Source organism: Chloroflexota bacterium, assembly GCA_026710945.1.
Classification (GTDB): domain Bacteria; phylum Chloroflexota; class UBA11872; order VXOZ01; family VXOZ01; genus VXOZ01.
The window spans coordinates 19,695-44,594 of the sequence record JAPOQA010000060.1 but is presented as its reverse complement, the minus strand read 5'-3'; the positions used below and the strand labels follow the sequence as shown (position 1 = coordinate 44,594).

Sequence of the window (24,900 nt, the reverse complement as noted above, 5' to 3'; positions counted from 1 at the left end):
TCTCCTTTGAAATCATACGACCTCTACGTGATAGCTTCGTGGGGCTTCACTTCGTGTCATGCTGAGCACAGCGTCGACTTCGTCGAAAACACGGATTCAAGAGGGGTCCTGACCCTAGATTCTTCGCCGCGGAGTTTATCCTGAGCGAAGCCGCAGGGATGACATAGCGAGGAGCCGCTTCAGGCGCGAGTATGCATGGGCTTTCGCATATCCGCACGGTGTGAGTTCAATCTACTAATTCCGTTCTCCTTTCCTATCCACGATGTATTCGGTTCAGTTTTCCGAAACTGGGGCACTGCGGCGTTCCGCCCGGTAATACTCGCTGGCAATGCGTCGGCGCGCCCGCTCTGCCGCCTCTTCGTCATAGCCCTCGCTGAGTATGAACTGCGCCATCTCCCGCCAGTTGAAGGACACACCGGCGGACGCAAGGGTGCGAAACGCGCGGGCCAGCAGGGTACGAAGCATGCCTCCCCGGGCTGTCAGCAGCCTGTTGAGCCGTGACTCGCTGTAGAAACCCTTTTCCCTCTGCGCTTCACCGCCCAGAAAGAGCGCCCGACCGACGGGGGTGGATCCGTTGTGGGCAGACTGCGGAACGCCGTCCACGCCGATCCTAGGCGTCATCAGAGCGATGCCGTGCAGGATGAGCGCCCACTTCCTTTCCAGGGCCCGGTTGCCCAGCAGATCGTGTTCTGCCATCAGCCGCCAGTAGACTGCGGGGCCGGGCGAATCGGGGTCCATACGGCGCAGTTCAGCGCGATCGCCCGGCGAGAGTCTCCGCCCCGCTACTTCACCGGCTAAGGCAAAGGCGGTGTCACCCCAACTTCTGCGCTCGGGCTCTTGGGGAAGCCCAGCCGGATACTCAACTTCCGGTGCATTAGCTTTCATCATCATCTCCTTTCTCAGTGAACAGGAAGGGCAGGCCCCGGTTACCGCGTATTCTCCCCTCGAACAGCGCCTCGGCGTTGGCGCGGGCCTTGAAGCGGTGAATCGCCGGACAGGGCAGGGAGTCGATGGCCGCGGACAGAATGTTGCGGGCGTGATCGACAACGCCGTCCCGGCGGTTCATTAGCCAGCGGTTGCGCATGCGATCGCGCTCTTCCGAATCTTCTTCCTCAAACTCGTCCTGGAGGTCATCGAAGAAAGTGCGATCCACAATTCCATCCAGGCGATTTAGCCAGGGTCGAGCCAGATTGCGATGCTCAGGGCCTACAGCATCGCTGTCACCTCCTGCCAGAAACACCTGGATGGCGTGGCTGAGAATCCGCTGGACTGCACTTATATATTCAATGCGGACCGTGGCAATTTGCCCGATGTCGTCCTGCCCACTCTGACGCAGCATCGCCGATTGAAACCTCTTCCTGACGGGAATCATGCGCTCGTAGTAGCCTTCGGTCTTGCCCTGCCCGCGCACCATCCCCCTCGCGACAAGCGTCATGGTCTCCGGGGAGCGAACCTCTGCGTCTGTAGGCCTAAGCAACTCGGGCATTTCCCAATCATCACCAAATAGATACTCTACGGTCCTCTTGTAGGTAAAGCCGCCATTGGCAAGGGTCAACGACTTGGCATCCTTTCTGTCTATGGGCGTCCAGGGGTCTCCTGTAATGCCCTTGCTGGCCTTGGCCTCTATACGGGCCGCCTTGGACGACGTCCTGACCACGCTCAGATCTCCTGAGCCGTCCACGCCCAGCCGTATACGCCGACAGATCTCGAGGTAGTGGGGATCCAAGGCGCTCAGAAGCAGCGCCTCCGCCGGAGCGCCATCCCAGGGGAGAGCCCACAGCAGGCAATGGCCGTTAGGCTCCTGACGACGTTCCAGCAGGACTTTCATATCGCGTTTCGCGTGTGCGCCAAGTCGAATGTCCTGAGTAATGCTGAAGGCAGGCCTGCTGCTCATGCCGCCGTTCATTCTGGATATACCATAGTTGCCGGCGCCGCTGAATCCCTCCATTGTTTGTAGAGTAATCAGCGCGAACATCCAGTCATCAGTGGCGGACTGGACGGCCACGGCCGATTTCAGATCGTGGTTCTTGGACGTGACCAGCATGTCCAACTCATCTGGAGTGGCGACTGCGCTCTTGTAGTCCGATGAGCGCTCTTCGGAACGCGCCGGCGGCTGCATGAAGGCGGGCTTGGTGATGTCGTCTACGACCAGTTGCCAGGGTTCATCCAGCCGCCGCGGGTCATCATCCGGGTAAGCAACCTTCGCGAGTTCATCTCTCGTAAGGGCCTTTATGATACGCAGCCACTCGTCGGCTTGCTCCGGCGGTTGGTTCAGGTCTGCCCGGTGCACGGCCATAGCGCCCAACTGGACCAGGAAGGCGTGCCAGGCGTGGCGCTGGTGGGGGCGCAGGGCGGGGAACGCCTCTACTTGGTCGGTCATGAGCGCGGCGTAGACTGCGGGCAGGGACGCCTTTTCTCGAGCGCCGTTGGATTTGACCACCCGTATCAGGGACTCAGTGAGGATGTTGTACATCGGAGGGACTCCAGGCGATAGTCAATCGGATCATGCAAAGAACGATACACGAGCAATAACGGCAAAGCAACGCATTTGCCAGCGGCATCTCAGCGGTTCCGCGCGCCGTTAGAACCTGGTTACACTCGTTTTGTCTGCACGAGAAACGTTCGCCCCCACATCACGTACGGGGTAAGCTCTGAGCACTTCGACAAGCCTGTGCTGAGCTTGCCGAAGTGCTCAGAGCCTGCCCCGTACTCGATACAGCGTATCGACACGATACGGGGGCGAACGTTGCGCGCCCAGACAAGCAGATCGTAAACAGGCTCTTAGACCCGGCGCAGGCCCAGCCGGTCGTAGATGAAGCCGCGGTCGCCGATGGTAAAGGCGAACCCTTCGTCGGTTCGCTCCGGTACCACCGATTCAGGGATATCCTCTCCTCCCAGCCACCGGGCTGACATCGCCAGCCTTTCGATGCTGGCCGCCGCATCGAATGGGCTGGCTGGCTGCGGGTCGAAAACTATGTCGACGCGGTCGTCGCCCAAGCGCGTCCGTATCCGCTCTTCCATATCGCCGAAGACCACGTCCCGGTTGTCGGTGAAGAAGGACTTATCCCGCCTGATTATAGAGAACTGGGCGGTCTGGCCCTGAGCTATCCCCACTCCCGCTATTTCATTTGCATGGACTCGCCAATCTTCGCTCTGCAACTCCATCTTCTGGACAATCTCCTCCAGCGCAGCGGGGTGGGTGGCTTGCTCCACCAGCTTGCGGTTCATCTCCGGTATGTGCCACTCGGAATGCTGCTCTATGAGCCGGAGCGTTGCCTCCAGGGTTCGCAGATCTTCGTACACCCCACCGTAAGGACCCAGCCCGTTGGCCTCCGTCCCGCTTCCGAGCAAAGGCGAGAGGTCGTTGTCTGGCGGCGCGAGTACAACGCAGACCGGGGTTTCGTACCCGTCGGGGCGATCGCCCCGACGATGTCGGTGCAGGCGGCCGATGCGCTGCAGCAGCACGTCCACCGGGCACAGGTCGCTGATGAGCAGATCCGCGTCGATGTCCAGGGACTGCTCCAGCGTCTGTGTACCAATCACGACTCGACCGCCGGAGCTGCGGTCCTTTCTGCCCAGGACTTTCTCAACCCGCTTGTCCAAGCGCTGGCGGTCTATAGTTGCAAAGCGCCCGTGATGCAGGGCAGGTAAGCCTTCTACGTCAAACAGCAGGTCCTGATTGTCCGGCCCTGCGAGCTCTTCCAACGCCTGCTGCGTCCTTATTGCATAGCCAACGGTGTTTCTGATTACTAGCACCTTTGCGCCGCTGCGGGCAGCCTCCAGAGCGCGCTGCGCCACGGCATGGAAGTCTCCCATCTCAGGGGCCGTTTCTACCCTTGCGCGTTTATCCTGGTCGTTCTCCCGTGTGCCAACCAACTTATCTCCCTCCATGCTCTTGACGCTGACGGCGGGATACGGAGCGTCAATCGCTTCTAAAAGAGTTGGCCCTTCTCCGGCGTGAGGCCTGCCGTGATTGAGCCAGCGATGCCGGGCGGCCGAGCCCAAAGTCGCCGACATGAGCAGGGCGTAGCCGCCGTCACCGATGTGGGCATCCAGAAGCGCCTCCAGAACTACCCTCATGTACGTGTCGGAGGCGTGAACCTCGTCCACCACAAGCAGATTGCGCGACAGGCAGGCGGCCCTCATGTGCGCGTTCTTGACCATAAGCGCCCCCATCATGGCTTGGTCAACCGTCCCAACCGCTATCTGGGCGGAGAGGAACCTCTTGGGGCTCTCGGTGGCCCAGGGCTTCTCCGCGCCGTGGTGGTCGTCCCACCAGGGATTGTAGGAGGGCAATCCTATGGAGTCGGCGTCTTTACCGGGGTCGTAGCCGGGCACGGCCAGCACGACGGGCGGTCTGTGCCGCGCCGGCAACAGGTTGGCGGCAAATCGCTTGACGCGGTCGTGGATCTGGACTGCCGCGGCCCGCGTGGGCAGTGCAAAGTAGAGGCCGTCCACAAGCCCGGCCTTGTACATTCGGGCGAACCGCCACAGAACCGCCTCCGTTTTGCCGGAGCCTGTCTCCGACTCAATGATGACCAGCGTCTCTTCAAGGAAAGTGTCTGCGGCGGCCGTGCGCTGGATGGCGTTGGGTTCAGGTGAGCCTGGAATCTCGAATAGTCCGCCGAAATCGGGAACGTCTTGGAAACTGGCCCTCTGCTGTTCAACATCTAGCCCTAGTGCCTGGATTGCATCCTCTGCCTGCCGTTGAGCGTGCAGGAAGTAGTCGTCCTGCCGCGAGTCAAGGTAACAAAACCACTCCTCATTGGAGCCAATCCAGTCGGCCCAGTTGCATAGGCCTAGGAACATGTGCTGGAACTCGGGAGCCACGGGCAGCGGCGCGCCATCGGAGAAGGCGGCGGGGAACCAATCCTTTACCAGAACCCCAATGCGCTCTACGAGCTGCTTGGGCTCCAGTTCACCGAGACGCTGCCAGATAGCCTCGTTCCTGGAGTATCCACCTTCCAGTTTCAGCGGCCGTCCGTGATGGGAAAGTGCAGCGACGAACAGGGCACAGACCGTCTTGCCGCAGCGATCATCCCAAGTCTCGGTTGCGTCCCACCACCAGCCAAGGGCGTCGAAAAACCAGGCGGCCGTTCGCCGATCTTCCCCGTTGAGCACGGGTACCAACTCGTTAAAGTGACCGGAGCGTCCTGGTCTGCGTCGTCCTTCCGGGAAGTCGGAGTCACGCCAGACCCGCGTCTGAAAGCCAACGTTTGCCTTGCCAATGTCGTGTAAGGCGGCAAGAATGGATAAACGGGCCACGGCCACGTCGTCTAGGTCATCCAAGCCGCCGGAACGCGCTAGCCTCTTGCGAATCGTATGCTGAGCCAGCAGCGCCTCAAAGCAGGCGCCAACGTCGGCGAGGTGGTGCTCTAGGAGGTGTATTTCGCCCTGGTCGAACTTGCCCCAGTGCCTCCGCGTGTAGACCGGCACGCATTCATGCTGCGTTGGTGCGACTATTCCTAAACCTCCAGCTTCCTATGCTCAATATTCCCGAGATACGTGCGATAATTGGCACTATGGAGGAGAGTGCGCTCTACAGGCACTCAAAGGCGTCAGTTTCATTCTTTCTGAACAGCCTGACCTTCAACGCCATCGATGTGGAAACGGCAAACGCAGATCCTGGCAGCATCTGCCAAATGGGCGTTTGATGGTGGTATTGGCGGCTAGTAAGAAGTAGGGCACTCAACAGTTCCCGGCCCTTTCGGCATGGCCCACTTGATGGCAAGGCCTTCAGCAACGAGCAAGTCGCTGAGTGATTCATTTGTGCCTTCACAAGAAACGTCCCAAATCATGGGGCTGCTGGATGAGACCCTCTCGGTAAATGGAAGGACCACGCCTTTCTCGTTCGCCAGTATTTCTTACAGGGCACGTTTGCAGTCGTCGCCCTTACCTTCCTTCGGACAGAACGGCAAGTAAACAGGCTTGCGTGGTGGGGTGCCATGCTCACCGACTTTGAGAATATTTGGTCCTACAACCTCAACTCTGTTGTAAAATACAGACATAGGGAGTCCTTTCAGGCTTCCTTCACGCTTCTACTTCACAATCGCCTCATCAACAGCAGCCAGAACTTCTGCTCTTTAGGACCCATAATTGCTTCTCCTGGCTGTCTCTCATCATTCCGCAGATATGAAACCAGCTGGCCTGACGGAGGCAACAGTCAATGACGTGCCGCCCTCGATCGCTCCGGTGTTCGCTTCAGTCGGCGTGGCTACGGCCACCGTAAGGGTATAGGAACCGGCGCTATAGCCCTCCACCGCGATGTAGTACGCACCCGAGCGCGGCGCTGCCCAAACGATGCGCGAGGCCAGCGATTCACCGTGATCGTCGTTGTACGCCAACTCCTGCTCGTAGGCGTCATACAGTCCCACCAGTGAGTCGGAGAGCGTTCCCAGCGCCACGTCTATCTGGTAGAACAAGCCTTTCTCTGCCAGGAACACGAAGAAGTCAATGTCATTTTCATACTCCAGCATGCCTTGCACAGCCTCCCCGACCGTCACAGCGGTGGCTCCCTCCAGTGAGTTGGCGTAGTCGTCCGTGACATCGGAAACGGCCACCGTCAGAGTATACGAACCGGCGCCGTAGCCCTCCACCGCAACGTAGTATGCGCCTGAGCGCGGCACTGCCCAAACGATGCGCGAGGCCAGCGAATCACCGTGATCGTCGTTGTACGCCAACTCCTGCTCGTAGGCGTCATACAGTCCCACCAGTGAGTCGGAGAGCGTTCCCAGCGCCACGTCTATCTGGTAGAACAAGCCCTCCTTTGCCTGGAACGCGAAGACGTCGGTGTCGTCCGCGTAGTCCAGCGTGCCTTGCACAGCTTCCCCGACGGTTATAGTGGTGGCCTCCTCGACTGAGTCGGCGTGGTCGTCGACGCTGTCGGAGACGGGGGCTATGTCTCCCTCATCCCTTGCGCTCAACAGGTCCGGCACGCAGAGCAACAGCCCGACACCGAACGCCACGTACGCGGCGGAGTCGTCGGGGGAAGCAAGCAGGGCAGCGAGGTCGGTATCGGCTACCAGTTCCCGCAGGCAGGACGCTTCTTCCTCGCTCAACGCCTCTCCATCCTCGGTCAGGCCGGCAAAGAACAGGTGCGGAACGCAGTTCAGCAGCGCCGCGACCGACTTCACAGCCGCGTCGGGGTCGTCTGGGACGGCAATCAGGGCGGTCACGTCAATATCAGCGAACGACTTCCTTAGGCAAGACGCTTCGTCTTCACTCAACTCCACGTCCTCTCCGAACGCGGCGGAGAGTATGAGGCCCGGAACGCAAGAGAAAAAGGCAGAGGATGCCGCGGACACGGCAGCGCTATCGTCAGTGCCGGCAACCACGGCTGCCCAGTCGATAGCGACGATCGCCTCCCGCAGGCAGTCCCTCTCCTCTGCGCTCAAGTCTTCTATGCTCGCCCCCGTTTCCGCGATGAAGAGGGAGACGAACAGATCCGGGACACACCCCACCAGGTCCGGCGCCAGCGCCGCAAACCCGGCGAGGTCGTCTGCGGCGGTAAGCAGGGCGGCAATGTCGATAGCGGCGAACGCCTCCCGCAGGCAAGACGCTTCTGCCTCGCTCAGCTCCACCTCTTCACCCAGCGCGCTGGACAGGAGTAGGGCCGGAACGCAAGAAAGCATGCCGACGGCGAAGTCCGCATACGCCTCGACGTCTTCATCAGCGAAGAACATGGCGCCCCAGTTAACCTCAGCCAGCAACCCGCGCAAGCAGGCTACTTCGTCCTCGCTCAACTCTTCCCACTCCACCCCCATCTCCGCGACCATGGTCGAGAGGAGCAGGTCCGGCAGGCAGCTCACAAAGTCGGAGAAGAACGCCGCAGCCGCCGTGTGATCGTCGGCGTCGGCAACCATGGCGGCAACCACGGCCGCCACGTCGGTAGCGGCCACCGACTCCCGCAAGCAGGCTAGTTCGACCTCGCTCAACTCCACGTCCTCTTGCATCTCGGCGATCACAACGGAGAAGTAGACGGCACGGGCAATTTCCGGAGCGAGACAGGAAAATATGGACACCTCCCACTGCTCCGGGCTGTCGCTCTCGCCCATGACAGGTCGGCCCAGCGCCGACTCCAACTCGTCACCCAGCGCGTTGCGGATGCACGCTTGCTCGGCGGTGGTGAGCGTAGCGAACACTTCCTGCCAAACAGTACCGCCGCTATCAATGCTGACATCAAGCTCGGCAATGGCGGCGGCGGGCTGCTCCGGCGTTGGACTCGCGGGGATGGGCGTCGGCGTCGGCGTGTGCGTAGCTACGGGCGTAGCAGTGAGCGCCGGAATCTCGCCGCAGGCGCTTAGAGCCACAATGAGGAGCAGGACTCCCAAGGTCGCCAACCAACGGATATGAGAGGTGGATGCGTTCACTTTGGCAATCTCCTTTTAACCGTGTTAATCGTGCGGCGGGGATGCCCGCTCCCGGCTTGTACCGACGTTGCGCCGAGAGCATGGCGGCCCGCCCCAGGCGGCACGGGAGCGTGTTCCGGGCGGGCGCTGCTTGCTTCTGCCGGGCAGTCTATCCGACGGTGAACTCGATAGGGATTCCGCAGACCCGAGCGATGATCAGGATGGCAATCACGGCTACCCCGACTATGATCCAATTGAAAAGACGGCTCCTAAAAAAATTCTGCCGCATAGCTACAACCTCCTTGCAGCCAGTAATTTGCTTTGCGCTCCTAGTGGTTCAACCATTTTGGATTGATGAACAGAATAAACGGTAGCGTAGGTTTGTAACCTGTGATCAACCCCTCGGATTGGCGTGACTGCCCCACGTCACGGGAAGATGGCACAGGTTGCGCACACGTCCCGTGCGAGCCTACGCTACCGGCGCTCGTGCCTATCGCTACAAACATGTCGAACCACTAGTCGTCGTCGGAGTCCTGGCTCTCAATGGCTCTGAAAGGATGCACCCAGTTGGCCAACGCCTGGGGATTCCGTGACTGGACCCACAGCCGGCCGCGGCCGCCGAATCTCAACAGCAGTTGGTCCGAGAACAGGAACGAACGGATAGAGCGGCCGCGCGTAATCTCATACGTTAGCGTTGGCTCCCACGCCACGGCGTGACCGTTATCCACGATGTACGTGCCATCCACCTCAATCTCCTCGATGTCACCGTAGCCGCTGAAGAAGAGCAACCCGCTGCCGGTGGCCCTGAGGATGAAGAGACCTTCATTGAAGAAGCCCCGGAAACCCTGGAAGGTGGTGTCGATGGTGACTCCCTGTTCCGCTGCCAGGTAGGCGCTGTCCTCCATGAGCACGTCGCCGCGGCTGAGGTCGACGGCCACGATGTCGCCGGGTTGCCCCGGCGAAAACGCCACGACACCGGGGGCGTCTTGCGCCTCGAAGACGTTCTGGAAGAAGCTCTCGCCGCCGAGCGCGGACCTGCGCAGACTCTTGAACATGCCTCCCTGCATCGAGGTGTTGAGTTGGATCGAACTGCTCATCCATATCATCGCGCCGGACTCCGCCACGACAGACTCGTTGGGGTCGAGGCCGACCTCCAGGACGCTGTAAGTCGGCCGGCTCTCTATCTCGTACTTCACCTCATTGCTTCCTTTCCGGCAGCAGCCCGCCCAACGTGCCTCCCCACTCGCTGGGGTTGTGGCTCTGGACATACAGCTTGCCGCGCCCGCTGAAGTTGAGCGTTATACCCTCGCTGGCAAGAAACGACTGGAGCCAGCTACCGCCCGCTTTGCCGAGGGAGTAGGTCAGCGTGTCTTCGAACGCGACCACGTGGCCCGTGTCAACGGTGAATGCGCCGTCCACGTCGATTTCCCGGATGGCGCCGAAAGCGCTCACGAGCAACTCTCCCACGCCATCGACCTTGAGGAACGAGAGCGACTCGCCTGAGAACATCCCGCGAAGGCCCTGGAATTCCGTATCCAGGCTCAGGTTTTCCGACGAGCCGATGTAGCTGCCTCCGGTGCATATCCAACTGCTCTGCCCGTTGCACTGGATGAGCGCTACGTCGCCGGGCAGCGTGGGCGCAAGCCCCACCTCGCCGCCGCGTCCGTCTGTCGTCCGATACTCCGATAGAAAGAAGCTCTCGCCGGCGAACATCCGCTTGATGCCGCCGAACAGCCCACCCGCGGACCGGGTGCGCGTGGTGACCTGGACGTCCACGTTGTCGGAGGTGCGATACATTGCCCCCGCTTCCGACATGAATTTTTCAGCGGGTCCGATTTCCACCAGCGCGGCCTTGAAGCCTCCGCCGCCGGTGAGTGTGCATTTGGCCATTGCTACGCTACCTCCTCTATGCCGGCAGGAATGGTATGAGCCAGTTGGCGACTGACCCCAAGGTTCTGGTCTGGAGATACACCTTGCCCCGGCCCGTAAACCGCATTGCCAGACCCTCGCCCGAAAGCAGCGTGCTCTTCAGGTTGCCCATGCCGCGAATCGAGTAGTCCACCGTAGGCTCCCACGCTACTACGTGGCCGGTATCGACGGTGAAGCCATCTTCCACCTCCCTTTCGATGAGCGCGCCGAAGGTGTTGAAGAACAGGTCTCCGTTGCCGCTGCACTCGATGAGGAACATGCCCTCGCCGGAGAACATGCTCTTGAAGCCGCCGAAGCGCATCTTGAGCTGGACGCCGGGCGTAGCTGCCATGAACGATCCTCCGGTCAGCACCAGCGAGTCACCGGCCAGCGCACGGTGTCCGACATTGCCGGGAATGGAGGGTGAAAACGTCACCTCTCCGCCGGTCGGATGGCTGTACTCGCCGACGAAGAGCGACTCGCCGCCGACCAGCTTTCTGAAAAACGCGCGCAGGAATCCGCCGAGCAGCCGCGCTTTCACCTGTACGCCCTCCGACATCCACGCCATGCTGCCTCCCTCGGCGACGAAACGCTCGCCGGGACCGAGCCGCACGCTAAGGTGACCGTACGCGGGATTGCCCTCTATCTGGTATTTCAATTGGCCTTCTCCTTTCTGCCAAGGTGAGCGAATTCTGGGCCGCGAAGGTAAAGCGGCGCAGCCGGGGCGTGTCTATGCGTGCCTACGCGGATTCGGTCTTGGCTATTCCCCGCTCGAACATCGCTTCCACCGCGGCGGACGGCGCTTTGGTCGCCAGGGTCACCGCTACGGCGAGCGGTAGTACGCCCAGCGTGAGAACTCCGAAGATACCAACGTGTAGGTCCGTGAGTGCGCTAACAAGGGTCAAGAGTCCGCCGGCAATGAGCGCGGCCATCGCGCCATAGAGGTTGAACCGACGCCAATAGAGTGACAGCAAGACTACCGGCCCAAACGTCCCCCCCATGCCCAACCAGCCGTACGTGAGGAAGGCGAAGATTGAGTTGGGCTGGCTCTGAGCGAGCAGCCAAGCGACGATTCCGATGAGAATCAACATGGTGCGGCCGATCCAGACACGCATGTACGCGCCCATTACGAACTCGAAGCGCTTGCGCTGGGCAAACCGGCGCACGATGGGAAGGTCGGAAGCGGCGACACTTGCGCCAATGAGCATCTGCGAGTCCATCGTGCTCATGACCACAGCAATCACGGCGGTAAGGGCAAGGGCACCGAGGACGGGATTTGCGATGAATTCCGCCAGCCAGTAGAAAAGCTGGATTCCTTCAATTTCCGCGCTGACGGTTAGAAGGCGGTCGTCTACTTGCGGCAAGGCGTTCCCGGCGAACAAGCCCAGCAAAACGCTGAAGCCGAAGATGATGAAGATCCACAACGTGCTAATTCTACGGCTGGTGTCCATAATGGCTTCGCTCTTTGCCGCCATGAAGCGCTGCAGGAGCCGCTGCGCGCCAAACGCGCCTTGAGACACCGCTACCATGAAGAGCAAGAAGAGGAATACATTCACCCTTTCGCTAATGGAAGCGAGTGGATCGCTAAAGGAGTCTGCGATTCCTGCCGTGGGGTTGTCTGTGACGACGAATACGGCGACTGCCAAGATACTGATGCCGAGCAACGTAACGATGCTCTGAAAGACGTCTGTGCGCGCGACCACGATGTAGCCGCCAATGAAAATGTACGCCAGCACCACGAGCAGTGTGATGAGTCCGCCGACCGCAACATTAACGTCGAATGCGATATTGAATAGGGTTCCGCCGGCCATGATGCCTGCGCTCACGTAGAAGAGCACGAACAAGAGCGTCAGTACAGCCGCGAGGAGACGCAAGACACCGGTGCGGTCATCGAAGCGCCGCTCCAGGAATTCCGGCAGGGTGAGCGCATTCTGGGCGGCGAAGGTAAAGCGGCGCAGCCGGGGAGCGACGAACCTCCAGGAGGCCCACAAGCCCACTGTTGCCGCAATTGTCAACCCAACGACATAGTGCGGGAAGCTGCCGAAGGCCATGGCGGGCAAGATAAACACCGCCCAGCCGCGCTCCAGCGAGGAACTGGCGCTCAGGCCTGATGCAATGGTGCCTATGCGTCTCCCTGCCAGCACATGGTCTGCCATCTCTTGCGCCCGGTTCGTGCGGTAGAGCGATATGCCTATCACCGCCAGGACATAGACGATGAAGAATATGAGGAGCGATTGATCTAACTGTGACATGGCTCTCCTTTTCCTTGGGAACTATATACTTGACTAGCCGGGGGTGTTTAGGTTCTCGCTCCAGAACGACTCTTCGACACTACAGCCTTTGACGCGCTCGCCAATGATAACAAGCTTCGGCGAGTGACCTGAACTTGGCCTGATCGTGTGCAGGCGATAGCCATATTGGAACCATTCTCGGTGACCACAATGCAGGCGCGCTTTCACCTGTACGCCCTCCGACATCCACGCCATGCTGCCCCCCTCGGCGACGAAACGCTCGCCAGGACCGAGCCGCACGCTAAGGTGTCCGTACGCGGGATTGCCCTCTATCCGGTATTCCAATTGGCCTTCTCCTTTCTGTTGCCTACGCCTTTCCTAGTCTCATTCCGCAGCACCAGCCGCAGGTGTGAAACCATCCCGCGCTGACGGCAATGAAGGTGCCATCAGGGGGCGCAGCCTGGCCGGTCCAAGGGAGGGAGCTTAGCGCGGGTTGTGGTGGCAGCACCCTCTTCTTTGAAGATGCCGGGGCACCCGCACCTTGCTCCCATGTTGCAGATGGGTATGTGGTTTAGCCTGACTGTTGATTCTTAGAGAAAATAGCTTCGCAGGCATTAGCTACTATGCAACACTCCTCCCGCTGCCCGTCAGCCGGCTTGGCTTGTGCACAGGTCTCGCCAGGATACTCAGCCAGATTGCAGACTCTTCTCGACACCTACCGAAACTCTAGGGTGCCAGGTACGGTACGGCGCACTGTTGTCCCTCCTGCTTGGATATGCACGACGTCGTTGGCCGCATCATAGTGGATTTCAGAATTCAGAAGCCCGCTCTCGAAGGAAGAGTATCCGGTGGTACCCCATGACGCCCTGCCCCCGTCGCCCACTGGCCGCTTCATAGAGACGTGCCAGGCGGGAATGTCGATTGAACGGATTTCCGGGCCATATATCTCCATCGCGCTATAGACCCACGTTTGTATTACGGCTTTACCATCCTGCAGCGGAAACTTGAGCGAGCCGATCCAGGTAGTTTCAGCAGAGGTCATGTTTGTGATCCAGAGCCCGAACCACACGCCATCAGAGTCGTTGGGGGCAGTTTCATCAGGGGCCATCCGCACGCGATAGTCTCCCGTTCCCCAGGGATAGAGCCGCCTCACCCCGATGAAGTCTCCCTCGTGCCCGGCTGATTGAGTCCAGCCGTCCTCTGGGTAGCGGGCGTTGGCAAGGTCGCGAGTTTCCCAACGGCTGAAGATCACGCCCTTGCCCCGCCAATACGGAGGCTCATCGGCGTGCACGTCGGTCTGCAACCCAAAGTAGAATGACAGGTCCGAGATTGTGCCCCAGGCAAGTATCAAGTAAAGCCCGTTGCCGCTTCCTAACGGCTCAACATCGCTATGGACCGTGAAGTCTATGACCAATTCCTCGAACTCGTCGAACCTATTCCCCTGATCATCTCGGACTTCACTCCACTCCCACCAGATGTACGCCATGTGCTCCGGCGGCTTTACCCATATCGTCCCCGGGTCTGCAATAGGAACAGGTGTCGGTGTGGGCCTGGGTGTCGTCGCAGGCATCGGTTGCGGCTCGACAGCGCATGCCGACAGCAGCATGACGGCCGCCACGCTCAGCAAGACGATCGAAACCGTGCTTGCCGTGAGCAATGCCAGCAGAAGACCGAATATGAGTCCACCGAGACGTTTCAACATGACAACCCCTCTGCGGCGCATGAATACGAGTGATCGGCTACAATGCAACACTCCTCCCGCTGTCCGTCAGCCGGCTTGGCCTGTGCACAGGTCTCGCCAGGAACTGAAGCCGACCGCCTTGCTGAGGGAGTACGGCAAGATGGCTGACCGACGCGCAGCCGAGGTCACCCTCAGCAGAAGGGCAGGCCGAGTTCCTCGAAGTCGTTGAGCACTATGTTGCTCAGCCCCGCAGGTACGCATCCCGTGAGCTCGTTATCGGCCAGATACACCCAAACCAGTTTCTCAAGGTTTCCCAACTCGGCGGGGATCTGCCCGCTCAACTCGTTGCTAGAAAGGTTTAGCGCCCTGAGGTTGGACAGCCGGCCTAACTCGGCCGGGATTTCCCCGGTCAACTCGTTCAGCGGCAGGTGGAGGGTTTCCAGGATGGCAAGGTTGCCCAACTCCGGCGGAATCTTTCCGGTGAGGAAGTTGCCCGAAAGATTCAGGTCTTCCAGGTGGGAGAGATTGCCCAGTTCCGGCGCGATGTTCTTGGTCAAGTAGTTGGCGACGAGGGCCAATTTAATGACACGGCCTGCGGCGTTGGTGGTCACGCCGTGCCATGTGCCCAAGGGACGGCTGGTCAGCCAGTTGGTCCGGGTCACCCAGCGCGCACCGCCGGTGGATTTATATAAGGCCACCAGTGCGGCCCGGTCGGAGGCGACGCTACCGGCGGGCACGGGTGGAGCCGGTGTAGGTGTGGGTGCAGTGGGAGTCGGTGCAGCCGGTGGTGGCGTGGGTGTAGCTGGTGGTGGAGCGGGCGTCGGTGTAGCCGGCGGTGGCGTGGGCGTAGGTGGCGGGATAGGCGTCGGAGTCGGCGTTGCAATGCCGCCGCCGGGGGCGTAATCGGCTTCCCACTCGAAACGCTCAGTATTGAGGCGCTGTACTAGGCCGTTCGGCCCGTTGATCCAGGTGCGGTAGCCGTCGGTGAACGCCGTCCGGTTGTCGGCTTTGCGCCATGCGAGCAGGCCGCCGGTGGTGTGCTGGTTGCTATCGCCGATGTCGTTGTAGTGCTCGTTTTCCAAGCACTCGCCGACGATGCCGTGACCGATAAGGTCACGCAGGGTAGCAAAGCCTAAGCGAAACTCACAATGACTTGACGCTGAAACTTGCCCAGTGAAAACTAGGAAGAACAGAAACACGAGCAGGAACGAGGTAAAGCGGTACACTTGCTATCCCTTCCGCTGTCGCGGTCAACCGGTGAGGTACGGATTCCAAACCCCGAGCAATTCTTCTCGCGCCCAAAGCGCAGCACTGTCCACTTGCTGGCTACACTCGCTTTGAATTATACTATGCGCGTATGATATAGCCGTGATCTATCCGCCGATATTCTATGACCTATTGTGATGTGTCGGCAAAACTGGCATAATTGCCCCGGCGGACGCCGATTCCTGCGGCCCGGGAAGACGGGCCTGCGTAGTCGCATGGAGGTGGTGAGTTGGACCTACCGCATGAACCGCTGTCGGAGAACGAGGCCGCCCTGCGGGACCGGCTCGCCAGGCTGAGCCAAGCCAGCCTGCGCATCAATGAGAGCCTGGACTTCGACACGGTGCTGCAGGAGGTGGTGGACAGCGCAAGAACCCTGACCGGCTCCCGCTACGGAGCGATAACCATTCTGGACAAAGCTGGGCAGCGGCCTGACTTCTTCGTTTCCGGACTAACCCGGGAGGAACATCAGAGGCTGTGGGAATTGCCCCAGGGGTTGGGTTTCTTCGAATATCTCAGCGGGGTCAAAGTGCCCCTGCGAGTTTCTGACATCGCCGGCCACCTGAGCGCGCTGGGGATGCCCAAGTTCTCGCCTCCGGTGACGGCGTTCGCCCTGCTGGTGACGCCAATCCGCCACCGGGGTGTCGGCGTGGGTACTATCTACCTCGCCCACGAGGCAGAGGGTCGGGAATTCAGCCAGGAGGATGAGGAGATCCTGGTGATGCTCTCCGCCCAGGCGGCGCTGGTGATCGCCAACGCCCGCCGGCACCGGGAGGAACGGCGGGCCAAGGCCGATCTGGAGACGCTGATCGACACCTCTCCGGTGGGCGTCGTGGTCTTCAACGCAGGTACGGGGACGCTTTCCTTCATCAATCGGGAAGCCCTGAGGATCGTGGACGGGCTGCGCGGCCCGGAACAGAGTCTGGAACAGTTGCTGGAGGAGGTAAGCTTCCGGCGGGCCGACGGGCGGGAGGTCTCCCTGCGGGAGTTTCCCCTAGCCGAGCTTCTGAGCGTGGGGGAGACGCTGCGGGCCGAGGAGATCGTCCTAGAGGTCCCTGACGGGCGGAGAGCCACGGCGCTGCTCAACGTAACGCCCGTCCTCTCCGATGGGGACGCGGTGGAGTCGGTGGTCGTGACCATGCAGGATATGGCCAATGTTGAGGAGCAGGAGCGTCTGCGGGCCGAGTTCCTGGCCATGGTGAGCCACGAGCTTAGGGCTCCCCTGACCTCCATCAAGGGCTCCACCGCCACGGTACTGGAGTCGCCCACGGACCTGGACCCCGCCGTGATTCGCCAGTTCCTCCGTATCATCGGGGAGCAGGCCGACCACATGCACGACCTGGTCTCCGACCTTCTTGACGTGACCCGCATCGAGACAGGCACGCTGGCGGTCAGTCCCGAACCGGCGGAGGCGGCTGTGCTGGTGGAGCGGGCGAGGAGCGTCTTCACAACCGCCGGGGGCAGGAACAACCTAGCCATCGACGTCGAGCCCGACGTCCCCCTGGTGCTGGCGGACCGGCGGCGCGTCGTCCAGGTGCTGGGCAACTTGCTCACCAACGCCGCCCGCCACTCCTCCGAGTCGTCCATCATCCGGGTGAACGTCGTGGGGGAGGATCTTCACGTCACGTTCTCGGTAGCCGACGAGGGGCGGGGCATCCCGGCGGAGAGCCTGTCCCACCTGTTCCGCAAGTTCTCCCGGGTGCAGTCCGATGAGCAGGGAGGGGACACGGGCCTGGGTCTGGCCATCTGCAAGGGGATAGTGGAGGCCCACGGAGGGCGCATCTGGGCCGAGAGCGACGGGCCGGGCCTTGGCGCCCGCTTCACCTTCACCCTGCCCACCGTGGGAGAAACCGGCAGCGGAACGGCGGGTTCTCGCTCGTCGTCCTCGTCGCGCTCCTCGCGGCGCAGGCAGGGAGAACGGGTGCGGGTGCTGGTGGTGGAAGATGACCCCAAAGACCTTCGCTATGTCCAGGACACCCTCATTCAGTCGGGTTACGCCCCCATAGTGTCCGGGGATCCGGAGGAGGCGCTCCGCCTCTTGGCAGAGGAGCGGCCCCAGCTGGTGCTGCTGGACCTCATGCTTCCCGCTACCGACGGCATCGAGCTGATGCAGGAGATGCTGAGCACGGCGGACGTGCCGATCATCTTCCTTTCCGCCTACGGCCGGGACGAGCTCATCGCCCCGGCCTTCGGCATGGGCGCCGCCGATTACGTCGTCAAGCCCTTCTCGCCGACGGAGCTCACGGCGAGGATCGGGGCGGCCCTGCGCCGGCGGGAGGTCCCCGAACCATCGGAACCGTACGTGCTGGGCGACCTCACCATCGACTACACCGAGCGCGGGGTGACCCTTGCCGGTCGGGCGGTGCATCTACTCCCGATGGAGTACCGGCTGCTCGCCGAGCTCTCGGTCAGCGCTGGACGGGTGCTGACCTACGAGCATCTTCTGGAGCGGGTGTGGGGGGAGATGGGCAGCGGCGACCTGCGGCCCATGCGCACCATCGTGCGCAAGCTGCGGGGCAAGCTGGGCGACGACGCGCGCAACCCCACCTACATCTTCACCGAGCCCCGCGTCGGCTACCGGATGCCCAAGGGAGAGACGCAAGAGGAGAACGGATGACTGCCGGGATCGTGTCTGCCTGATCTCCTGAGAGGACTCTAATTGTTCATCAGGGACGACGTGCCACACCCGTTTGGCGAACCGCTTTGCGTATGCGACCGCACCCAAATCGACTGTCCACGAGCACCTTAGTGTTGCGTGTCGCTTGCGTCCAAGGAGTGAACATATCCGGTTACAGCTTCTTTTGGGAGCGGATTTTCCCCGATGCTGACTATATCGGGGAGGGGGTCTTGCTTGCTAGTAACCAATGTCAGCGCAGGAAAGATTCAAACCGATAAACTGCGCCTTGCGCCAGTCACCCCGCCGGCCCTACACGCCGCCGCGCATGTGCTGCCGCCACCAATCGGCGATAATCTCCCGCACGTCTGTCGTGTTTGCGCTCCGTTCTAGCTCGGTCACGTCCGCCACGTGAAAGACCGCGCGGGCGTCACCAACGCGCGCCACGATCGCTAGCACGCGGCCTGTGATGGCGTCATAGACGATACTCGCGTCTTCGCCGGCGTTTATGTGTGCGAAATAGAGATCCATGTCACGCCCTTTCCTTGCGCGAGAGGAGTTTAAAGCAAGAGCCGGTGTCTTGCCAGCAACACCGGCTCTTGTCCTCTGCGGCACTCTCTGTGGAACTGGAGCCACGTCGCGGCCCCTGCCGTCACTTTAGCCAGCGCAGCGCTTCACCGGCGCTCACCTGCCGCGTGTAGCGCGTCACCATACCCGCACTCGCCCAGCGCCCCTGGCGCATCGTGGCATCCGTGGGCACGGCGTTCTGCGCCATGCGCACAGCCAGCCCGACGCGGCCTGAGTGGCCGGTATAGTCACCCCGCAGGCCTGCCTGCAGCGCGGCGCGCGCAATGCGCCGGCTGATCTGCGCTCCCGATAGCCCGAAGATAGAATTTTCGGCACCAACATCGTCTGGCCGGATGGCATCGAGTGCACGCATTGTCATCCGGGTCACGCCTACCACTGCGCCGGCAGCGGTCTGGTCCGTCTTGGAGCGGCGCACCGTAACACGGCCGCTGCCGTCCGGCCAGCGCTCCACGTCGCCCCAGGTCAGCGCGGCCGCTTCGCTGCGGCGCAGGCCTGCGTCGCTCATGAGAGTACAGAGCGCAATATCGACAAGGCCACGCGCCAACGCTGTTGCTTCCGACTCCAGCACACCGCCGCGGCCCGGACGCGGTAAATAAGCGGTTTCGCGGATCGCTTCGAGCGCGGCCGCATCAAGCGGCGTTGCCTGGCGCTGCGGCTGCGCGTGTGCGCGGCTCAGGCCCTTGATGGCCAGGCGCACACCTTGGTGGGCGCACGGGTTGTCCAGGTCGGCATCGCGGTGCCGCGTAGCGATCGCAGATGCATAGGCGCGGATGGTGGCCACTGACGCGCCTCGCTGCGCCAGCGCCGTCAGGTAGCGTGCCACGTCCTCCGGTGCTGCCGGCAACACCGGCACACCGTGGGCCTGGGCCCAGTCCGTGAACACGCGCCAGCGTGAGGCCAGCGCGCGGCGTGTATGGCGGCTGCGCGACGCCTCGATGGCTTTGGGCGACATCGGCGTCCAGCGCCGCCAGCGGCGCGAGCTCCGCGTCCTGCGACTCCGGAAGCGATGCTACAGCGGCCGACGTCGTTAAGGGCGCGTTCGTGCGGGAAGCGATCGGGGTGGTCATGTGGCGGGTACTCCTACGGCCGAGGGCCGTCTGTGCATGACTAAATGCACGATACGTATCTATTTATCGCACATTTAGATGGGAGCGACAATTAAGGGCCAAAGTGCGGCGCGCAGCCCTAGGCAAAGCGGCGCAAGGACTCAAGTTGTTGCTTTGAACGCCCAGCAACTTTCGTGCTCTGGTTGAATACGACCCTGTTGAAATAGTGGACATATTCGCCACTCAACTCACCTACTCCCCCCTGCTTATGGTTGAAGCTCACTGCTACATCGTGAGCGAGGGCCAAAATAAGCTCAGTGCCTGGATCATTTAAGTGACCACCAGCCCTTATGACCGGATTGCTTCCAACGATAAGTCCGTCTTGCCCTTTGGATGAAACTGTTACCCACAGTTTCATTCCACTAAGAGAGGAGAGAGCTTTGTTCCACTTTTCCTGGAAACTGCGCGGCCATATTTCGTTTTGCAAGAATTTTCCCATGGCTTCGCGATTAATAGATTCCGCTTCTGCCATTCCCCAACGTTTCCTGTACATCCGTTGCATATCCTCGTCCTCCAAGAGGCCTGATATTAGCTGCGCAGCCTCGTCTGGCGACCGCTTCGAGAGTGTCACAAAGAACCAGTCCCAAACCTCTCTCTCGTCAAGTGTCAGACTCGGCGGCTTACCATCCCGTGCATGTTCAACAATCTTACAGACAACTGGGTCGGCTGCACTTTCAAGCTCGGAGAGAGAATTCTCTGTGGAATAGTCTCTACTACCGTCTGGATTGGTGAATGTGTAAACATTCTTCTTACGAAAGGTACTCTTGATATTCCGTTTCTCTACCCGCGTTTTCGATGTATCCTGTTCAAAGAACCAGAGCTGGTTCTTGTCATCCACAAAGTGCTTGAGCAACATCTGCGGAATATAATGCTGACGCTTCGGATTGCTCACGTGTTTCCAAATTCCTCTCTCGATATTACTATGCCTCTCCAACTCGCATATCCGTTGCTCCAGTTCAGCAATACGGCGTTCCAGCGTCGCGATCCGTGCCTCGTACGCCACAGAGCGCGACACACTGAGAACTGCCTTAAACGGCGTGACAAGAGTCGCTATAGTCATATCTCGACCGTGGCGAGCAAAAACGACGCGCTGAGAGGCGCTGTACGGCGTTTCGACGCCCTTGCCCGTGTCAGCAGTCATTGGAACAGGCCGTGGTCTAGTTGTCAGCCTTGCACCACACGAGCATCCCGTCCGTGGTGCACTGCACACTGTCGCCAATGGCGTTGTAATGTTCGTTTCCCAGATAGTCGCCGACGATCTCATGGCCTATCAGGTCCTGGAGGGCCTTGAAGCCGAGAACAAACTGGCATTTCTGATGGCTACGGGCGGGCATGGACACAGTGGAGATTTCCAGCAGAAGGAACGCAAGAAGGAGGGTCATAAACGGTGCATAGGAGGCTTTTCTCGGTGCAAAAACGAAGGCTGTGGCGCTACTGCGCGCTTGCAGGACACATGTCAGTGCTACCCGAGGGCAAAGCCCTTCTTCCGTGAGTCCCTTGTTTCAATCCTCACCCGACGCCAGGGTCGGGTGCTATTCTACAGAGTCCCGTCATGCAGGGGCTGTGGGCTGTGCTTCTGTCACATTCACACCAATTGTCACGCTAGATACTGACTGCTCTCCTTTGAAACAGTGAAAAGAGATCGAGGGTTTGCTTCTCAGACGGGCTGCGCCTCGGTCGGCGCAGCCTGATCCGCCACGCTGACGGCGACTGAATTCTCTACTGGAGTTCGAGACATATCGTGCTTTCGCTTCATGTGAAGTAGGAGGCTCCCCAGCAGGAGAGTGCCAAGGGAAGCCCCCTGGGTGTTGAAGAAAAATGCAGCGGATGTTGAAAAGCAGCAACAGGCCACGCTTTACTTCGCAATGTCGTGCTCTTTCCAGTCGGGCACGTGCGCTGTCATGAGCGCCTTGAAGAGCTTCCCGTGGTTCGGAACCCGTAGGTGTAGCAATTCGTGCGCGATTACGAAGTCCTGAAACTCGGCATCCTGACTGCCCAAGTCGGTTGCCAGGGTGATCGTGCCGGCAGTCGAGCAGGAACCCCACTTGCGGGTCATGCCTCGGACGCGTACATGCGGCGCAGGGACGTGGAGACGCTCCGCCCAATACTCCACCCGTTGCCGCAAGTCGCTGTGTCTGTCGTCACGCCTCGGCATCGTTGCCTTCACTCAGTAGTATCGCCAAGGTCTGATCTACAATTCGGCCTCGCTCATGGCTCTCCACCTTCAGCAGGGGGTTGTACAGCGAAGTCCTCAGCCGTCGATGCTCGTCGGCGTTGACGGCGGCGTTGGGAAAGCGGTTCACAAGCGCCTGGGCCTCCTCTGCGAACTCCTTCGCGCACACACCGGCCGCTTGGAGGGCGGCGTTCTCCTTCAGCGTCCAATACACCTCGAATGCCCGTGGTGGCAATGTGCTGTCCCTTGCGGCGGCGACGTCGGCCTCCTTCTCTTTGGCGAGGACCTCCAATATGTCCATCGCCGCGAGTCCGGTTGTCGTGCGCTCTTCAAGACCCTTCAGCACGGACTCCGCGCGTTCCTTGAGCGGCCGTAGCACGGACTCCAGTTCCGGCCCGTTCTCTACCTCCGTCTGAAGTCCGCGCACCAGGTTGAATACCTTGGCCTCGTCTGGCCCCGATTCCTTGCGCAGAGCCTCAAGGGTGCGAAGGTCGAAAGTCACGGACTTGGTCAGGTTCCCCAGGCCGTACATCGCAGCCGACTTTTCCACCAGCCGCTGGGTCTTGTACGCCAGATCTGCCACAAAGTCGGGGCGGTCGGCGTAGGCGTTGCGAACGACGGCATAGAGATGGGTGAGACGCTTGAAGGTGTCAATATGGTCCCACAACTCAGCCGCAGGCGACAATATCTCCCACAACGCCTCGATCTCCTTGTATGCCGAGAAAAACCCCTTGCGAGCATCGGGATCGAGAAAGCGCGTGTACACCACCTGCTCCAATCGCTCGTCTGCGCCCCCTCCTGCGGTGGCATAGGCTGCTCGCGTCTCGGCTACTTTGCCGCCATCCGCATTGTCCAGGTATCTTGCCTTCGCCTCGGCAATCTTGTCGTGGAAGTCGTGCATCAGCCGGTCGAGGCCCTCGATGACGCCGCTCACGTCGGATGAGTCGAACTGCAGCGCCTTCCTCAACTCGCGCAGCACGCCCACGAAGTCAACGACGAGACCGATGCGCTTGCTGATGCTCTTCGCGTCCACATATGGCCGGTTCACCCGCGCAATCGCCTGCAAGAGGACGTGGTCGCGCATCGGCTTGTCCAGGTACATGCAGTACAACAGTGGCGCGTCGAAGCCGGTCAGCAGCTTATCGGTGACGATGAGCAGCTTCGGGTCCTCGCTCGCCTTCTTGAACATCAGGCGAACGTCCTTCTCCCGCTCTTCCGAAAGCTGGAGCTTGGCGACGAGGGGCCTTTCCACAACGTCATTGGTGTTTTCCGAATACACCGGCACGGTCCATTCCGATGGAAGCAGCTTGTCCAGCGCCCGCTTGTACTTGGCGCAGGCCTCCCGGTTGACCGCTACCAGGAACGCTTTGTAGCCAAGGGGCAGCACGTTCTCCCGAAAGTGCTGAGCAACAAACGCCGCTACCTTCTCGATGCGGTCGTCGGCAGTGAGGAAGGTGCGCAAGCCCACGGCCCGGTCAAGCACGCGGTTGAGCTCATCGACGTCGGTGACACCTTCCATCTCGGCCAAGGCGAAGAACTCCCGGTCGAGCTGGGCCGCCGGCACGGTCATCTCGCTGGGCGCCATCATGTGGCGTATGGGCAGCGTCGTCTTGTCCTCAATGGACTCGGCAATCGAATACTTGTCGAGGTAGCCCTCATCGTCGTCGGCCCCGAATATCTTGAAGGTGCCCTCTCCGTGCTCCGTTCGTGCGATGGGCGTGCCGGTGAAGCCGATGATGGTCGAGTTGGGCAGCGCGGCCATGAGGTACGTGCCAAGCTCCCTGGCCACGGAGCGGTGGGCCTCGTCGATGAACACGTAGATGTTGTCGCGGGCATTGGCGTCCTTTTCGATACCCTCGAACTTGTGAATCATCGAGATGATCAGCCCTCTCCTATCGGTAGTCAGTAACTCCCGCAGTTGTTCCTTCGAGCCAGCGTGCCAGACGGCGATGTCCTGCTGTTGCATCTCGCCGAGCAGCCGCTCGACCCAGCCTGCAAGCTGGCCCTCCAATTCCGTTCGGTCCACCACGACGACCACCGTGGGGTTATGGAACTCCTCCTTGGCCTCAAGGACCAGGCGGGCGGCGGTGAGCAGCGTGAAGGTCTTGCCTGCCCCCTGAGTATGCCAGACGAGGCCCCTGTGTCTCACCGTCTCGGCGCAGCGTTCGACGATGCGGTCCACGGCGCGGCGCTGGTGCTGGCGCAGCACGGTCTTCCGCGTCTCGCCGTCCTCTACATAGAAGAGTATCCAGTCGCGTAGGGTGCGCAGGAAGTCCGTCGGCTCGAAGAAGGACTGGACGGCGAAGCGGTAGCTCTCTTCTTGCGTCTCCTTCCACCGCGCCATGTAGCGGCGCGACAGGTTCCAGGTGACGCCGTACCAGTAGTCGAGCAGGTGGGTGACGTTGAATAGCTGGGCCGCGCCTATGAGCTCGGGGGTCTCGATCTCGTAGCGACGCAACTGCTTGATGCCACGTTCGATAGCCTCGTCATCTGTCGGGTTCTTATGCTCGACGATGGCGACCGGCACGCCGTTGACCACGAACATCACGTCGGCGCGGTTGCCCTTGCGGGCCGGCGGCTTGAGCCGCCACTCCCAGGTCACGTGCAGGACGTTTGCGCCTGGGTCATCGAAGTCGACAAGCCTGACCTGCCGGTGACGCTGTTCAGCTTCGTCGTACCACTGCCGCTCACCCCGCAGCCAGGCCAGCATCCGCCGGTTGCCTTCAATGGTCGGCGGAAGCGCCTGGATGTTCTCGACCACTGACCGGACGGCGTCGTCCGTCATCCAGGAATTGAAGCGATGCAGTGCCTCTTCCAACACGCCGCGAAACAGCAGCCCGGCCTCGCCCCCTCGCTTGATGAGGGCATTCGATGGCGACAGCGGCGTCCACCCGATCTCCGCCGCGTGACGAACCATCGGAAACTGGACGCTGCCTGCTTCTGTGATCTTCGACTCGGTCATGGTCTGACCCCTATCGCGCCCCTATC

The 24,900-nt window shown here is 60.9% G+C and carries 18 protein-coding genes; 1 reads left to right on the top strand and 17 read right to left on the bottom strand.

What is annotated here, in order from left to right:
* Positions 1-273 precede the first annotated feature (273 nt).
* The 11 genes from casB to OXE05_12575 form a co-directional block, all read right to left on the bottom strand.
* Entirely contained in the window at positions 274-885 is a 612-nt protein-coding gene (gene casB, locus OXE05_12625) for a type I-E CRISPR-associated protein Cse2/CasB (GenBank protein MCY4438165.1), read from the bottom strand.
* The gene (locus OXE05_12620) at positions 875-2,473 is read right to left on the bottom strand and encodes a type I-E CRISPR-associated protein Cse1/CasA (protein MCY4438164.1); all 1,599 of its coding nucleotides are present in this window, start codon (positions 2,471-2,473) and stop codon (positions 875-877) included. The genes casB and OXE05_12620 overlap by 11 nt, the downstream gene beginning before the upstream one ends.
* Before the next feature lie 308 nt (positions 2,474-2,781).
* Complete coding sequence (gene cas3, locus OXE05_12615; protein MCY4438163.1) at positions 2,782-5,436, bottom strand: CRISPR-associated helicase Cas3'; 2,655 nt, start codon at positions 5,434-5,436, stop codon at positions 2,782-2,784.
* Positions 5,437-6,119: 683 nt separating this feature from the next.
* Positions 6,120-8,369, bottom strand: a complete 2,250-nt coding sequence (locus OXE05_12610; GenBank protein MCY4438162.1) for a hypothetical protein — start codon at positions 8,367-8,369, stop codon at positions 6,120-6,122.
* 494 nt (positions 8,370-8,863) lie between these two features.
* On the bottom strand, positions 8,864-9,544 hold the full coding sequence (locus OXE05_12605) for a TIGR00266 family protein (protein ID MCY4438161.1): 681 nt from the start codon (positions 9,542-9,544) through the stop codon (positions 8,864-8,866).
* A gap of 1 nt (position 9,545) precedes the next feature.
* Positions 9,546-10,238 (bottom strand): TIGR00266 family protein, encoded by a 693-nt coding sequence (locus OXE05_12600; GenBank protein ID MCY4438160.1) that lies wholly within the window; start codon positions 10,236-10,238, stop codon positions 9,546-9,548.
* A gap of 16 nt (positions 10,239-10,254) precedes the next feature.
* Entirely contained in the window at positions 10,255-10,914 is a 660-nt protein-coding gene (locus OXE05_12595; GenBank protein ID MCY4438159.1) for a TIGR00266 family protein, read from the bottom strand.
* An 82-nt stretch (positions 10,915-10,996) separates the two neighbouring features.
* Positions 10,997-12,508, bottom strand: a complete 1,512-nt coding sequence (locus tag OXE05_12590) for a hypothetical protein (protein ID MCY4438158.1) — start codon at positions 12,506-12,508, stop codon at positions 10,997-10,999.
* 33 nt (positions 12,509-12,541) lie between these two features.
* On the bottom strand, positions 12,542-12,832 hold the full coding sequence (locus tag OXE05_12585; protein MCY4438157.1) for an AIM24 family protein: 291 nt from the start codon (positions 12,830-12,832) through the stop codon (positions 12,542-12,544).
* A 370-nt stretch (positions 12,833-13,202) separates the two neighbouring features.
* A complete protein-coding gene (locus OXE05_12580) occupies positions 13,203-14,189 on the bottom strand; it encodes a hypothetical protein (GenBank protein ID MCY4438156.1) in 987 nt (328 codons plus the stop codon).
* 170 nt (positions 14,190-14,359) lie between these two features.
* Entirely contained in the window at positions 14,360-15,394 is a 1,035-nt protein-coding gene (locus OXE05_12575) for a hypothetical protein (GenBank protein ID MCY4438155.1), read from the bottom strand.
* A gap of 269 nt (positions 15,395-15,663) precedes the next feature.
* On the opposite strand from OXE05_12575, the gene OXE05_12570 reads away from it, so the two are divergent.
* Positions 15,664-18,048, top strand: a complete 2,385-nt coding sequence (locus OXE05_12570) for an ATP-binding protein (GenBank protein MCY4438154.1) — start codon at positions 15,664-15,666, stop codon at positions 18,046-18,048.
* A gap of 309 nt (positions 18,049-18,357) precedes the next feature.
* Here the strand turns inward: OXE05_12570 and OXE05_12565 are convergent, their stop codons facing one another.
* The 6 genes from OXE05_12565 to OXE05_12540 form a co-directional block, all read right to left on the bottom strand.
* Positions 18,358-18,576: a hypothetical protein gene (locus OXE05_12565; protein MCY4438153.1), complete on the bottom strand. Its 219-nt coding sequence runs from the start codon at positions 18,574-18,576 to the stop codon at positions 18,358-18,360.
* Between the two features lie 121 nt (positions 18,577-18,697).
* A complete protein-coding gene (locus OXE05_12560; GenBank protein MCY4438152.1) occupies positions 18,698-19,585 on the bottom strand; it encodes a tyrosine-type recombinase/integrase in 888 nt (295 codons plus the stop codon).
* A gap of 233 nt (positions 19,586-19,818) precedes the next feature.
* Positions 19,819-20,880, bottom strand: coding sequence for a DUF4238 domain-containing protein (locus OXE05_12555; protein MCY4438151.1), 1,062 nt, complete (start codon positions 20,878-20,880; stop codon positions 19,819-19,821).
* Between the two features lie 16 nt (positions 20,881-20,896).
* Complete coding sequence (locus tag OXE05_12550; protein MCY4438150.1) at positions 20,897-21,121, bottom strand: hypothetical protein; 225 nt, start codon at positions 21,119-21,121, stop codon at positions 20,897-20,899.
* Between the two features lie 473 nt (positions 21,122-21,594).
* A complete protein-coding gene (locus OXE05_12545; GenBank protein MCY4438149.1) occupies positions 21,595-21,894 on the bottom strand; it encodes a M48 family metallopeptidase in 300 nt (99 codons plus the stop codon).
* A complete protein-coding gene (locus OXE05_12540) occupies positions 21,881-24,874 on the bottom strand; it encodes an HsdR family type I site-specific deoxyribonuclease (GenBank protein MCY4438148.1) in 2,994 nt (997 codons plus the stop codon). The genes OXE05_12545 and OXE05_12540 overlap by 14 nt, the downstream gene beginning before the upstream one ends.
* Positions 24,875-24,900 lie beyond the last annotated feature (26 nt).